A 12,926-nucleotide genomic window follows, 5' to 3' on the forward strand; every position below is an offset into this window, starting at 1 on the left:
ATCCCGATAGCGTGGGAGAGACCAAGGCGAACTCAGGGTCCGCCCTTGACCGGATGGACCCGGAACAAGGAGGTCAGGATGGAAACCAGCATCGTTGGCGTGGGTGTGAGCATTTCCGATCGTTTCCGCACCGTCACCGAAGAGAAATCCGTCCGCATCGGAACGCTCGCGCCGCGCGCGCAGCGTCTCGACGTCAAGGTCACTCACCGTGCGTACCACAACGGCAGTCGCGAGGAGGAGACCGTCGAACTGACCGTCACGGGCAAGGGCCCGCTGGTGCGCGCCGAGGCCACCGACGGTGACAAGTTCACCGCACTGGACCTCGCTGTCGACAAGCTCGCCGAGCAGCTGCGCCGCGCCAAGGACAAGCGGGTCGACGCGCGCAACCACCCGCGCGGGGCCAAGCTCGACAAGGGCAGCGGCGCGCTCGAGGGAATCGATGTGCAACCGGCATCCGTCGAAACCCTGCGCGCGGTCGCGACGGGCGAGATCCCGATCGCCGTCAGCGACGAGAGCGAGGACGACTACACCCCCGTCGTCATCCGCACCAAGCACTTCGACGCGGAGTGGATGACCGTCGAAGAAGCCGTCGACCGCATGGAGCTGGTCGGGCACGACTTCTTCCTCTTCATCGACGCCCGCACCGATCATCCGAGCGTCGTCTATCGCCGTAAGGGATGGGACTACGGCGTGATCTCGCTGACCGCGAGCGCTCCTCCGGTGCAGGAGCTCGCCTCCTGACCGACATCCCGCCCCTCCGGAATCGGAGGGGATGAACAGAATCGGATGCCGCAACGCGCGGCATCCGATTCTGTTCATGTGGGCCGACTCTGATGAAGGCCGAGCCCGCGGAACTCAGTCGAAGATGCCGTCCAGGATGCTGCCGATCACGAGCCCGCCCAGGATGCCGCCGACCATGTCGCCGCCCGCGCCGCCGCGGCGCCCGCCGCCCCAGCCGCCGCCGTCGCCCCAGCCGCCGTCGTTCGGTCGGGAGGAGTCGATGTCGCGCTGGGCCAGCTGCAGAGCCTCCGCCGCGAGCTGTCCGCACCGGCGGGCATCGGCCAATGCGCGTTCGCGGTCGTCCTCGGCGATCGGCTGCCCGGCGAGAGCTCCCAGGTCGAGGCGGATGCGCTCGGCTTCGGCCAGGCGCGTGCGCGCATCGGCGCCGATCCAGCCGCGGTGACCCGAGATCACGCTGCGCGCGACACCGAGCTGGCGGTCGGCATCGTCGATGGCGTGACGCACGTGAGACTCGGGGGGCACCGGGTTGGCGATGCGCGCGCGAGCGGTGGCGACCGCGGCATCCAGGGCCGCATTGGCTTCCCGCAGGCGGGTGAGCTCGCCGAAAGGATCGGGCAGTCCGCCCGCGGGGGTCAGCGCCAGCAGTTCCTTCTCGAGCGTCGTCATCGCCGCACCGACGGCGGGCACCTGGGCGAGCTCGCGAGCCACCACCAGGTCGCCACGCGAGTCGTCGACGATCGCATCGAGCGTCGATTCGGCGCGCAGCGCCTCGACCTCGAACGCATCGACGGCGTCGAGCAGAGTCGTCGCGCGGCGCACCGCCTCGATGGCGGTCTCCAGGGCGAGGTTCGCCTGCTCGCGCTGACCCGACTCGCGGCGGGCCGTCGAGACATCAGCGCCGTGCGTCGCGAACGCGAACAGCTGGGCGGCCTCCGCGGCGTTCTTCTCGACCCGGCGGACGGCCTCGGGGGAGTAGCGGGTGCGCACGCGCTCGACGGTCGCTTCGGCGCGCGGCAGTCGCTGGGTGCCGCGGGCGACCTCGTCCCGGATGCCGGCGATGATCTCGGGGCCACGGCGAGCTCGGGTGATGGGTTCGGCGAGCGCCTGCAGTCGATCATCGAGCAGATCTTGCGCCCAGTCGCACAGCTGGATGATGCGTGCGTTGCGCGTGCGCAACTCCTCGACGGTGTCGGGGATGTGGTCGTGGTTGAGCTGATTCAGCTGGAATGCCTCGCCGAGATGGCGGCGCACGGCTTCCAGCGCATCGCGCAGGCCGCTTGTCGCATCGCGTCCCAGCTCGATCTCGGCGTACGTCAGTTCGTCTTCGGTCGTGCGCTGTCGCTCGTCGATGGCGACGAGGGCGGCATCGGCACGGCGTCCGAGCTCGGCATCCTCCGCCGCCTGCTGCTGCCTGTCCTGCTTGCGTGCGCCCCAGAATCCCGCCATGTCACGATCCTATGCGCGTCGTTTCGAGGTCTCACGCAGCTAAGCAATGTCACAGCCAGGTAACATGGGCCCCGTATGCCGCGACTGCGTGCGCGGCTCCGGTGACATCGCACGTCGCCCGCACCCGATAGATGGAGATGCTTCGTGGCCAACCCTCTCGAGAAACTGCTCCGCGCCGGCGAAGGACGCGTCCTTCGGCGGCTTCAGCAGGTCGTGAAGGCGGTCGGCGCCCTCGAAGAGGACTACGCGCAGCTGACCGACGAGGAGCTGCGCGGGGAGACGGCCGAACTACGTGCCCGCCACGAAGCCGGCGAGAGCCTGGACAAGCTCATGCCCGAGGCATTCGCCGCCGTGCGCGAAGCCGCCAAGCGCACTCTCGGACAGCGTCCCTACGACGTGCAGATCATGGGTGGAGCGGCCCTGCACCTGGGCAACATCGCCGAGATGAAGACCGGTGAGGGCAAGACCCTGACCGCGACGTTCGCCGTGTACCTCAACGCCATCGCGGGCAAAGGCGTCCACGTCATCACCGTCAACGACTTCCTCGCCTCCTACCAGTCCGAGCTCATGGGTCGCGTCTACCGCGCGCTCGGGATGACGACGGGCACGATCATCGCCGGCCAGACCCCCGAGGTGCGCCGCGAGCAGTACGAGGCCGACATCACATACGGCACCAACAACGAGTTCGGCTTCGACTACCTCCGCGACAACATGGCGTGGCAGCAGCAGGATCTCGTTCAGCGCGGCCACTTCTTCGCGATCGTCGACGAGGTCGACTCCATCCTCATCGACGAGGCCCGCACGCCCCTCATCATCTCGGGCCCCTCCTCCGGTGAGGCCAACCGCTGGTTCGTCGAGTTCGCCAAGATCGCGAAGAGCCTCGAAGCCGGCGTCGACTACGAGGTGGACGAGAAGAAGCGCACGATCGGCGTCCTCGAGCCCGGTATCGAAAAGGTCGAGGACTACCTCGGCATCGACAACCTCTACGAGTCGGCCAACACCCCGCTCATCTCCTTCCTCAACAACTCGATCAAGGCGCTCGCTCTGTTCAAGCGCGACACCGACTACGTCGTCATGAACGACGAGGTCATGATCGTCGACGAGCACACCGGTCGTATCCTCGTCGGACGCCGCTACAACGAGGGCATCCATCAGGCGATCGAGGCCAAGGAGAACGTGCCGGTCAAGGCCGAGAACCAGACCCTCGCCACCGTCACGCTGCAGAACTACTTCCGCCTCTACGAGAAGCTCGCCGGCATGACCGGAACCGCCGAGACCGAGGCCGCGGAGTTCATGTCGACCTACAAGCTCGGCGTGGTTCCGATCCCGACGAACAAGCCGATGATCCGCAAGGACCAGCCCGACCTCGTCTACAAGAACGAGCAGGCGAAGTTCGTCCAGGTCGTCGAAGACATCGCGCGTCGGCACGAGAGTGGACAGCCCGTGCTGGTCGGAACTGTCAGCGTGGAAAAGAGCGAGTACCTCTCGCGACTTCTCGCCAAGAAGGGCGTCAAGCACGAGGTCCTCAATGCGAAGAACCACGCGCGCGAGGCGGAGATCGTCGCCCGTGCCGGACGACTGGGCGCCGTGACCGTGGCCACCAACATGGCCGGCCGCGGAACCGACATCATGCTCGGTGGCAACGCCGAGTTCCTGGCCGTGCAGGAGGTCAAGGCGAGGGGGCTCGACCCGGTCGAGACCCCGGATGAGTACGACGCCGCCTGGACCGAGGTGTACGGCGCCATGCGCGACACCGTCGCCGAGGAAGCGGCCAAGGTCGTGGAGGCGGGTGGTCTGTACGTGCTCGGCACCGAGCGCCACGAATCGCGCCGCATCGACAACCAGCTGCGCGGGCGCTCGGGCCGTCAGGGCGACCCGGGCGAGAGCCGCTTCTACCTCTCGCTCACCGACGACCTCATGCGACTGTTCCAGTCGGGCGCCGCCGAGGCGATCCTGGCGCGCACGAACTTCCCCGACGACGTCGCGATCGAGTCGACCATGGTCTCGCGCGCCATCAAGAGCGCCCAGTCGCAGGTCGAGGCCCGCAACGCCGAGATCCGCAAGAACGTGCTCAAGTACGATGACGTGCTCAACCGTCAGCGCGAGGCGATCTACGCCGACCGTCGACAGATGCTCGAGGGCGACGACCTCTCCGATCGCGTGCAGCACTTCGTCGAAGACGCCATCGGCGCGATCATCGATGACCACACCGGCACCGGTCACACCGAGAGCTGGGACTTCGATGCACTGTGGACCGAGCTGAAGACGCTGTACCCGGTGTCCGTCACCATCGACGAGGTCGTGGCCGAGAGCGGCAGCGCGGGACGAGTGACCCCCGAGGTGCTCAAGCGCGAGATCCTCTCCGACGCGAAGATCGCCTACGCGGCGCGCGAGGAGAAACTCGGCGCGCCCGCGATGCGCGAGCTCGAACGTCGCGTCGTGCTGCAGGTGCTCGATCGCCGCTGGCGTGACCACCTCTACGAGATGGACTACCTCAAGGACGGCATTGGCCTGCGGGCCATGGCGCAGCGCGATCCGTTGATCGAGTATCAGCGCGAGGGCTTCCAGATGTTCCAGGCCATGATGGGCCAGATCAAGGAAGAGTCCGTCGGCTTCCTCTACAACCTCGAGGTCGAGGTGCGCCAGAGCGGCGACGGCGACGTTGAGGCGAAGGGCCTGCAGGCCGCTCCGGCTGTCGAGGCGCAGAAGCTGCAGTACACCGCAGCGAACGACGCCGGCGAGGTCGAGGTGCGCAACGAACGCGGGCAGGTCCAGCAGGCGGCGACCAGCAAGGTCCGGCAGCAGGCGGCTCAGCAGGCTCCGGCCCAGTCCGCGGCGGAGCCCGCCCGCGGTGCCTTTGGACAGCGCACGGATGCCGCGCCTGCGGCACCCGCTCCGCAGAACCGCGCCGACCGTCGCGCCGCTGGCAAGAAGAAGTAGCCAGCGCGAGAAGAGGGTGGGGCCACCGGAGGTCCATTGGCTCGGTCGCCGCGGCGATATCCTGATCCGATGAGTCCCCGCATCCTCGACCAGTCATCCAAGCTCAAGGACGTCCTCTACGAGATCCGTGGAGCCGCCCTGGTGGAAGCTGACCGGCTCGAAGCCGACGGGCACCGCATCCTCAAGCTGAACACGGGCAACCCCGCCGTCTTCGGTTTCGAAGCGCCGTACCAGATCGTGCGCGACATGATCGAAGCTGTGCCGCACGCGCACGGCTATAGCGACAGCCGCGGCATCATGTCAGCGCGTCGGGCGGTCGTCTCGCGCTACGAGCAGGTCGCTGGCTTTCCGAAGTTCGATCCCGACGACGTGTATCTGGGTAACGGCGTCTCAGAGCTGATCACGATGACGATGCAGGCGCTCCTGGACAGCGGCGACGAAGTGCTGATCCCCGCCCCCGACTATCCGTTGTGGACCGCGATGACGTCCTTGGCGGGCGGCACGCCGGTGCACTACCGCTGCGACAACGAGGGCGACTGGCAGCCCGACCTCGACGACATCCGCGCGAAGATCACGCCGGCGACGAAGGCGATCGTCGTCATCAACCCCAACAATCCCACCGGCGCCGTCTACTCGCGAGAGGTGCTGGAGGGGATCGTCGAGATCGCCCGCGAGCACTCTCTCCTGCTGCTCAGCGATGAGATCTACGACCGGATCCTCTTTGACGACGCCGTTCACATCCCGCTCGCGACCCTCGCTCCGGACCTGCTCTGCTTGACGTTCAACGGTCTGTCCAAGACCTACCGCGTCGCGGGCTACCGCTCGGGCTGGCTCGTCATCACCGGGCCGAAGAAGCACGCCGCGGGCTTCCTGGAGGGCATTCAGCTGCTCGCCTCGACCCGTCTGTGCCCCAACGTTCCCGCCCAGTATGCGGTGCAGGCCGCCCTGTCGGGGGTGCAATCCATCGACGCCCTCATCGGCCCGAGCGGCCGGCTGCACGAACAGCGGGATGCCGCCTACGACGCTCTCACCGCGATCCCGGGCGTGCAGTGCCACAAGCCGCGTGGGGCGCTGTACGCGTTCCCTCGCCTTGACCCCGAGGTCTACGAGATCCGCGACGACGCGAAATTCGTCTACGACTTCCTCGTCGCCGAGCACGTGCTGCTTGTACAGGGCACCGGGTTCAACTGGCCGACGCCCGACCACTTCCGGATCGTCACCCTTCCCGAAGCACGCGTGCTGACCGAGGCGATCGAGCGGCTCGGTAACTTCTTGGCGTCGTACCGTCAGTAGCGGTCGCGGGCGGCTCTGTCGGCGGTGAGTCTGTCGTCGTCCGGACTAGAGCAAGCCGAGCGACGTCGCCCGCCACCGGCCGTCCCAGCCCTCCAGGCGCATCGCGACCGCGCGGGTACGCGCGGGACCGGCGACGATCACGACGCCTTCGACGACGCCGTCGGCCGGTGACGAGAACCGTGTGGAGAGGATGCGGTGCGCGGGGCGGGCGGGTGGCACGCCGCGTGCGCTGCGCGCCCGGGCGGAGAGGTTGGACCGGGTCAGCAGCGCGCGGAAGGCATCTTCGCCGAACCAGCGAGCGAGCTGGTCGACCTCGCGCACACCCGCCAACACCTCGAGAACGCCGATCGTCAGGTTCTTCAGCAGAGGTTCGGGTTCGGGCAGCGCCTCGGTGGCGGTCCGCTGCGGGGCGAAGTACTCAGCCACCTCGAGGGCCGAGCCGCGTCGCATCGTCGATCGGGCAGCGCTGGCGGATGTGCGAACCACGTTCCGACCTCCTCTGTCGATTTCCATCCCCTGGGCGGGCGTTTGACGAGTACAGCACAGAGCGTGCGGACCGTGGATGAGAATCCTCCAACCTGTGGACAAGCGCCCTGTGGACAGTTCGGACGGCGCGCCGCATCCCTGATCTAGGGTCGGCGCGTGCGCTGGGACCGCTTCTTCGAGGATCTGGAAGACCAACTCGACTCCGAATGGGAGGCCGAGCGAGCCGCGCTGGACACGGAGGCCGAGCGGCTGCGCTTGTCGCGCATTCCGCTGCGCGACCGGCTGGTCGCCCTCGCCGGCAGCGGCGGGCGAGTTCCGGAGATCACGGCCGATCTGCGTGACGGCACCGTGCTGGCCGGGGCGGTCACCCGCGTCGGCGCGGACTGGATGGCACTGAGTGTGCCCGGCGCCGGCACCGCGCCGGTCTGGCTCGTGCCCTCCGAGGGGATATCGACGCTGGTGCTGCGGGCGGAGGACGTTCTCGCCACCGCCCGAGATGCGAACCCGGGTGGCACTCTCGGCCAGCGCATGATGTTCGGTTTCGTGCTTCGAGATCTCGTTCGCCGCCGCATACCGGTGACGGTCCACCTGACGTCAGGGCGCGTGCTCTCCGGCACGATCGACCGGGCCGGAGCGGACCATCTCGACATCGCCGTCCACGAGATCGGCGCCGTCCGCCGCGCGGATCAGATCACGGGCTATCGACTCATTCCACTCGGTGCGGTCGCCGCGGTACGCCTCGACGCCGTCGTCGATCTCATCTGAATCGACGACGCTCGCCCCGCCGTATCAGTCGGGGTTGCGGACGGTGCCGCGGCCCCAGAGCTCGGGAAAGCTCGCCGCATTCGACTCGCGCCACAGCGCCATCCGGCGTGCATCTTCGGCCTGGTCGTCGAGATATTCTGCGACGCTGTCGGCCTCGATTCGCCACCGGGCCGGGGAGCCCACCTTGGCGCCGTGCAGACGCCCGTCGAGCACGAGGGCGATGACCTCATCGACGGCGAGTTGCATCATCTCCGCCACTTGGGCGGGAGTCAGCAGGCGCACGCCGGCGGCGGACGAATCGGGCATGAGGACATTATGCGTTCCCGGCGGGGGCGGCTCGCCGGTCCACGCCGGGCTGTGGATAACCGACTCTGTCGGCAGGGCGGATCGGCCACGATGTCCTCATGAACGACACCGTCTCCGCTCGCCCCCGTCCGCGGGCCTTCTGGGCGGACCTCAGGTTCCTGCTCGGTATCGCGCTGATCGTCGTGTCCGTCGTGGGTGTGTGGTTCGTCGTCGCTGCGGCCCGCCAGACCGCCCCGGTCTTCGCCGCCGCGTCGACAATCGTGCCGGGACAGAGCGTCGAAGCCGACGATCTCCGCGTCGTCGAGGTCGCGCTCGGGCAGGTCCAGGAGTCGTATGCGTCTCCGGCAACGTTGCGACCGGGGTCGGTCGCGACCAGGACGGTCCCCGCCGGCGAGCTCGTTCCGCGCGACGCCGTGGGCGATGCGAGCCGGGCGCGCACGACGACGATCGTGCTCCACAGCGCGAGCGACGTGCCCGCATCGGTGACGACGGGCTCGGCCGTCGAGGTGTGGGCCGCGGCGCCGCGCGATCGTGGCGCATTCGACACTCCACGCATCCTCGTCGGTGCCGCGACGGTCGCATCCGTCGACCGCGATCGCACGATGATGGGAAGCGGCGGCACGGCGGTGGAGATCGTCATCGCACGAGCCGACGTCGCCGCCGCGCTAGCGGCCGTCGCCGATGGGTCGAATCTGTCGATCGTGCCGACGGACGGGGCTGGCTCGTGACCCTCGGGGTGGTCATCGCCTCCGATCGCGTCGGAGCGCACGCACTCGCCGAGCGCTTGCAAGATGCCGATGTCGACGTGCGGCTCGTCGTCGCGGCGCATGCCCCGGCCGAGGCCGCCGCCGATGCCATCACCGGACGCGAGGCCGCTGAGCTGCTGGGCGCGCTCGCCGGGGCCGATGTGCTGGTCGTCGAGGCGGCTCGCGACACACTGACCGCCCAGTTGGTGACGGTATGCGACCGATTCGGTGTGCGTATCGTCGCGCTCTGCGACGGCGCCGCTGGACGGCGACTGGCCGAGATGTTCGGCGTCGCGGCGAGTGAACTGGACGATGCGTCCCTAGAGATCCTCGCGCCCGGACCTCTCGCCAGGATGGCTACTCCCGACGGGCGCGTCATCGCGGTCTGGGGCCCCTCAGGGGCTCCGGGACGGACCACGCTGGCCATCGAGATCGCGGGCGAGCTCGCGCGGGATGGGCGCCGTGTGGGGCTGGTCGACGCCGATACCCACGCCCCGTCGGTGGCCCTGCTCACCGGCCTCGCCGATGAGGGGCCGGGATTTGCCGCAGCCTGTCGTGCCGCCGAACGCGGCATCCTCACGAACGCCGAGCTCGAGCGCATCGCCGTGCCGTTGGGAGATGTGGCGGTGCTCACCGGCATCAACCGACCCGGCCGCTGGCCCGAGCTGACCTCCGTGCGCGTCGAGGGGGCCCTCTCGCACTGTCGCAGCTGGGTCGACGAGGTCGTGATCGACGTCGCCGCGCCGCTCGAGCGCGACGAGGAGATCGTCAGCGACCTCGACGGGCCGCGGCGGAACGCGGCCACCCTCGCCGTGCTGTCTGCTGCCGACACGGTGATCGCCGTGGTCTCGGCCGATCCCGTCGGCGTCTCACGCTTCGTCCGCGCGTACGCCGATCTCCGCGCGGCCGTCGGCGGCGCTCGGATCCATGTCGTCGTCAACAAGACGCGATCCTCGACTCTCGGGTTCGACGCCCGCACACAGGTGCGGCGCACGCTCGAGCGGTACATCGGGATCTCCGACATCTGGTTCGTCCCGTGGGACCCGAAGGCCGCGGATGCCGCGGTGCTCCAAGCGCAGCCGATCGGGCTGGTGACGCCCCGCTCGGCACTGTCGGCAGCGGTACGTCGCCTGGTCGGGGAGGCCATCGTGCCTCCCGTGCCGGTGCGCGGCGACAGCGCACGGGCGCGACGCGCCACCGTGTCTTCCGGCACCGACGCGGGCGTCGAGGGGGAGCGCTGGAGCCGCCGCGCGGGCCGCTCGCGGCGCGCCACGGCTCGCGTCTGAGGGCTGCGGGAACGCGCGGTCCGCGCAGAAGGTTGTCGCCTAGGCTGGGTGCGTGTCGACCCTCAGCGAACTCGTCTATGCCCAGGGCCGCTCGACGGATGCCGACATCGAGTGGCTGCATCGGCTCGCCGGAGACGGCCAGCTCCTGGCAGACCTGGCGTTCGCCGACATCGTGATCTGGGTGCCGACGAGCGACGATTCCTTCATCGCGGTCGCCCACACGCGTCCCAGCGGAGCGGCGACCCTGTTCTACCGCGACATCGTCGGGGATCTCGTGCGTCCCCAGTGGCGCACGCAGGTACGCGACGCGTTCACCCGGATCGCGATCGTCGACTCGGCATCCCCGGACTGGTTCGAAGAGACCCCCACACGCGTACGCGCCGTTCCGATCGTGCGCACTGTGGGCGGGCCGAACACGCAGCCGGCCGTGGTCGGTGTCCTCACCCGTCACACCAACCTCGGCGAGGCGCGGACGCCGTCGAGGCAGCAGATCACGTTCAACGACGCCGCCGATGACCTCTTCGGCATGATCGCCAGCGCCGATTTCCCCGACCTCGCCGCTCCGACCTCGCCGCGTCGCGGCGCCCCGCGCGCCTCGGACGGACTCATCCGAATGGATGTCGACGGTGTCACGACCTTCGCGAGCCCGAATGCCCTCTCCGCTTTCAACAGGCTTGGATTCGACGATGAGCTCGAGGGCGAATCGCTGCTGGAGGTGACGACCGGCATCCTCCCCAAGGGGCGCGACTTCGACGAGTCACTGCCGATCGTGATGGCCGGACGTGCGCCGTGGCGCGCCGACGTCGAGGCGCGGGGTGTGACCGTGTCGTTGCGCACCATCCCGCTGAAAGACCACGGCACACGAATCGGCGCCCTCGTGCTCTGCCGCGACGTCACCGAGATCCGTCACCAGGAGCAGGAGCTCATCACCAAGGATGCGACGATCCGCGAGATCCACCATCGGGTGAAGAACAACCTGCAGACGGTCGCCTCGCTGCTGCGCATCCAGTCGCGCCGAACGCACTCGGACGAAGCGCGCGATGCGCTGACCCACGCGATGCGTCGCGTCGCCGCGATCGCCGTGGTGCACGACACGTTGTCGGAGGGCCTGGCGCAGAAGGTCGACTTCGACGATGTCTTCGACCGTGTGCTCAAGCTCGTCGCGGAGGTTGCGGCGTCACCGAACACCCGGGCACGCACCCGCAAGACGGGAACTTTCGGCACACTGCCCAGCGAGTACGCCACTCCGCTGGCGCTCGCGCTGACCGAACTGGTCACGAACGCCGTCGAGCACGGCCTCGTCGATCAGGAAGGTGAGGTCGAGATCATCGCCGAACGCACCGAAGAGACGCTGGGCGTCAAGGTTCGCGACACCGGAGTAGGGCTTCCCGAAGGTCAGGTCGGCCGCGGACTGGGCACACAGATCGTGCGCACACTCATCCAAGGCGAACTCAGCGGCACGATCGACTGGCATACGCTGGTCGGTTCGGGAACCGAAGTGACCATCGAAATCCCGATGCGCTACCTCGGGCGCCCGCCGCTCTGACGAGCTGCGGTGCGCAGGACGCCGGTCAGCTCGCGCGGCGTGCGCGGGCAGCGCGACGCTTCAAAGCGCGGCGCTCGTCTTCGGACAAGCCGCCCCAGACGCCGGAGTCCTGTCCGGTCTCCAGGGCGTACTGCAGGCAGACCTCCGTGACGGTGCAACGCGCGCACACGGACTTGGCTTTTTCGATCTGGTCGACGGCGGGACCCGTGTTCCCTACGGGGAAGAACAGCTCGGGGTCGACGGTCAGGCAGGCGGATTTGTCGCGCCAATCCATAGTGGGGTGCTCCTTGATGCGGGATGAGAAGTTCGGGTGGGTGTGACGTCGGGCGTCGATTACCCTGATGGTGTGCGAGCAGACGCTCGCCCCACGCCACTGTGGGAGCACACGGATACTCCAATGCTCCCATGGTCATTCAGATGAATCAAGGGTGAACTCGGCATTTCCCCCGGCGTGTGCTGTGTAACGCCTGCACGAAGGACGCGCGCCATGACGACAACGACCGCCGAACGGGTGGCTTCCGCCCTCCTCGGGCTCGAAGGAGTCACCGTCTTCGTTCTGGCCGGCTGGCAGGTCGTCGCGCTCGTCACAGGCGACACCGACGATGCCGCCAGTTCCGTGGCGCTGGTCGTTCTCACCACGATCGGCGCTCTCGCCCTCGTCGCCTTCGCGGTCGCGGTCTTCCTCGGGCATTCGTGGGGCCGCTCGGGCGGCATCGTGGCGCAACTGCTCATCCTGGCGGTGGCGCTCGGCGCGGCGACCGGGCCGACGGCCGCACCCGCAACGGCTGTTGCGACCGCTGCCCCGGCCGTGCTCGCTCTGGTTGCGCTGTTCACCGCGGTGCGCCGAGCGGCAACGCGCCGCCCGCCGGAGGAGCGTTGACGCTGCTCGATCGGGATCAGGCCAGCCCGAGAAGCGACCGCACGCGTGCGACGTGCCCGGTCGCCTTCACGTTGTAGAGGGCGTGGCTCACGACGCCCCCGGCATCCACGACCACGGTGGAGCGGATGACGCCCTCCACGACCTTGCCGTAGTTCATCTTCTCTCCCCAGGCGCCGTAGGCATCGTGCACGGCGTGGTCCGGGTCGCTGAGGAGAGGGTAGGTCAGCCCGTCGCGTTCGCGGAAGCGGCGCAGCGTCGCGGGGTCGTCGCGTGAGATGCCCAGGACGGTGTAGCCCGCCGCGTGCAGCGGCCCAAGGCTGTCGCGGAAGTCGCACGCCTCGGTGGTGCAGCCGGGAGTCATGGCCGCCGGGTAGAAAAAGATGATGACGGGGGTGCCGCGCAGTTCGCCGAGACGGACGGGGGTCTCATCCTGGTCGACGAGGGTGAAGTCGGGCGCAGCGGTGCCGGGTTCGAGGCGGGTCATGACACCA

General features: G+C 68.6%; 13 protein-coding genes. 8 read left to right on the forward strand and 5 right to left on the reverse strand.

Going from position 1 to position 12,926, the window contains the following annotated elements:
- The first annotated feature begins 78 nt into the window (after nt 1-78).
- Complete coding sequence (gene hpf / locus ITJ43_RS06110) at nt 79-741, forward strand: ribosome hibernation-promoting factor, HPF/YfiA family (protein ID WP_194582930.1); 663 nt, start codon at nt 79-81, stop codon at nt 739-741.
- A gap of 114 nt (nt 742-855) precedes the next feature.
- Here hpf and ITJ43_RS06115 read toward each other — a convergent pair whose 3' ends face one another.
- A complete protein-coding gene (locus ITJ43_RS06115) occupies nt 856-2,187 on the reverse strand; it encodes a hypothetical protein (RefSeq protein WP_194582931.1) in 1,332 nt (443 codons plus the stop codon).
- Nucleotides 2,188-2,331: 144 nt separating this feature from the next.
- On the opposite strand from ITJ43_RS06115, the gene secA reads away from it, so the two are divergent.
- Entirely contained in the window at nt 2,332-5,127 is a 2,796-nt protein-coding gene (secA, locus tag ITJ43_RS06120) for a preprotein translocase subunit SecA (RefSeq protein ID WP_194582932.1), read from the forward strand.
- Nucleotides 5,128-5,196: 69 nt separating this feature from the next.
- Nucleotides 5,197-6,420: a pyridoxal phosphate-dependent aminotransferase gene (locus ITJ43_RS06125; RefSeq protein ID WP_194582933.1), complete on the forward strand. Its 1,224-nt coding sequence runs from the start codon at nt 5,197-5,199 to the stop codon at nt 6,418-6,420.
- Nucleotides 6,421-6,465: 45 nt separating this feature from the next.
- Here the strand turns inward: ITJ43_RS06125 and ITJ43_RS06130 are convergent, their stop codons facing one another.
- On the reverse strand, nt 6,466-6,870 hold the full coding sequence (locus ITJ43_RS06130; RefSeq protein WP_194583196.1) for an Rv3235 family protein: 405 nt from the start codon (nt 6,868-6,870) through the stop codon (nt 6,466-6,468).
- A gap of 192 nt (nt 6,871-7,062) precedes the next feature.
- Between ITJ43_RS06130 and ITJ43_RS06135 the strand changes: the two genes are divergently transcribed.
- A complete protein-coding gene (locus tag ITJ43_RS06135) occupies nt 7,063-7,671 on the forward strand; it encodes a hypothetical protein (RefSeq protein WP_194582934.1) in 609 nt (202 codons plus the stop codon).
- A gap of 24 nt (nt 7,672-7,695) precedes the next feature.
- Here ITJ43_RS06135 and ITJ43_RS06140 read toward each other — a convergent pair whose 3' ends face one another.
- Entirely contained in the window at nt 7,696-7,977 is a 282-nt protein-coding gene (locus ITJ43_RS06140) for a helix-turn-helix domain-containing protein (protein ID WP_194582935.1), read from the reverse strand.
- A gap of 98 nt (nt 7,978-8,075) precedes the next feature.
- Here ITJ43_RS06140 and ITJ43_RS06145 point away from each other — a divergent pair, with 98 nt between their 5' ends.
- The 3 genes from ITJ43_RS06145 to ITJ43_RS06155 are packed head-to-tail and all read left to right on the forward strand — an operon-like array spanning nt 8,076 to nt 11,555.
- A complete protein-coding gene (locus ITJ43_RS06145) occupies nt 8,076-8,705 on the forward strand; it encodes a hypothetical protein (protein WP_194582936.1) in 630 nt (209 codons plus the stop codon).
- Nucleotides 8,702-10,009 carry an AAA family ATPase gene (locus tag ITJ43_RS06150; RefSeq protein ID WP_194582937.1) on the forward strand — a complete coding sequence of 436 codons (1,308 nt, stop codon included), beginning with the start codon at nt 8,702-8,704 and terminating at the stop codon, nt 10,007-10,009. The genes ITJ43_RS06145 and ITJ43_RS06150 overlap by 4 nt, the downstream gene beginning before the upstream one ends.
- Nucleotides 10,010-10,061: 52 nt before the next feature.
- The gene (locus tag ITJ43_RS06155; RefSeq protein ID WP_194582938.1) at nt 10,062-11,555 is read left to right on the forward strand and encodes a sensor histidine kinase; all 1,494 of its coding nucleotides are present in this window, start codon (nt 10,062-10,064) and stop codon (nt 11,553-11,555) included.
- Nucleotides 11,556-11,580: 25 nt separating this feature from the next.
- Here ITJ43_RS06155 and ITJ43_RS06160 read toward each other — a convergent pair whose 3' ends face one another.
- Entirely contained in the window at nt 11,581-11,829 is a 249-nt protein-coding gene (locus tag ITJ43_RS06160; RefSeq protein WP_055967481.1) for a WhiB family transcriptional regulator, read from the reverse strand.
- 213 nt (nt 11,830-12,042) lie between these two features.
- Here ITJ43_RS06160 and ITJ43_RS06165 point away from each other — a divergent pair, with 213 nt between their 5' ends.
- Nucleotides 12,043-12,435 carry a histidine kinase gene (locus tag ITJ43_RS06165; protein WP_194582939.1) on the forward strand — a complete coding sequence of 131 codons (393 nt, stop codon included), beginning with the start codon at nt 12,043-12,045 and terminating at the stop codon, nt 12,433-12,435.
- A 16-nt stretch (nt 12,436-12,451) separates the two neighbouring features.
- Here the strand turns inward: ITJ43_RS06165 and bcp are convergent, their stop codons facing one another.
- Complete coding sequence (bcp, locus tag ITJ43_RS06170) at nt 12,452-12,919, reverse strand: thioredoxin-dependent thiol peroxidase (protein WP_194582940.1); 468 nt, start codon at nt 12,917-12,919, stop codon at nt 12,452-12,454.
- Nucleotides 12,920-12,926 lie beyond the last annotated feature (7 nt).

Source organism: Microbacterium sp. VKM Ac-2870 (assembly GCF_015350795.1).
Classification (GTDB): Bacteria; Actinomycetota; Actinomycetes; order Actinomycetales; family Microbacteriaceae; genus Microbacterium.

Excerpts from the sequence above, each read along its gene's own strand:
- hpf (WP_194582930.1), top strand. The coding sequence starts at position 79 with ATGGAAACCAGCATCGTTGGCGTGGGTGTGAGCATTTCCGATCGTTTC.
- ITJ43_RS06115 (WP_194582931.1), bottom strand. The coding sequence starts at position 2,187 with ATGGCGGGATTCTGGGGCGCACGCAAGCAGGACAGGCAGCAGCAGGCG.
- ITJ43_RS06125 (WP_194582933.1), top strand. The coding sequence starts at position 5,197 with ATGAGTCCCCGCATCCTCGACCAGTCATCCAAGCTCAAGGACGTCCTC.
- ITJ43_RS06130 (WP_194583196.1), bottom strand. The coding sequence starts at position 6,870 with ATGCGACGCGGCTCGGCCCTCGAGGTGGCTGAGTACTTCGCCCCGCAG.
- ITJ43_RS06140 (WP_194582935.1), bottom strand. The coding sequence starts at position 7,977 with ATGCCCGATTCGTCCGCCGCCGGCGTGCGCCTGCTGACTCCCGCCCAA.
- ITJ43_RS06145 (WP_194582936.1), top strand. The coding sequence starts at position 8,076 with ATGAACGACACCGTCTCCGCTCGCCCCCGTCCGCGGGCCTTCTGGGCG.
- ITJ43_RS06160 (WP_055967481.1), bottom strand. The coding sequence starts at position 11,829 with ATGGATTGGCGCGACAAATCCGCCTGCCTGACCGTCGACCCCGAGCTG.
- ITJ43_RS06165 (WP_194582939.1), top strand. The coding sequence starts at position 12,043 with ATGACGACAACGACCGCCGAACGGGTGGCTTCCGCCCTCCTCGGGCTC.
- bcp (WP_194582940.1), bottom strand. The coding sequence starts at position 12,919 with ATGACCCGCCTCGAACCCGGCACCGCTGCGCCCGACTTCACCCTCGTC.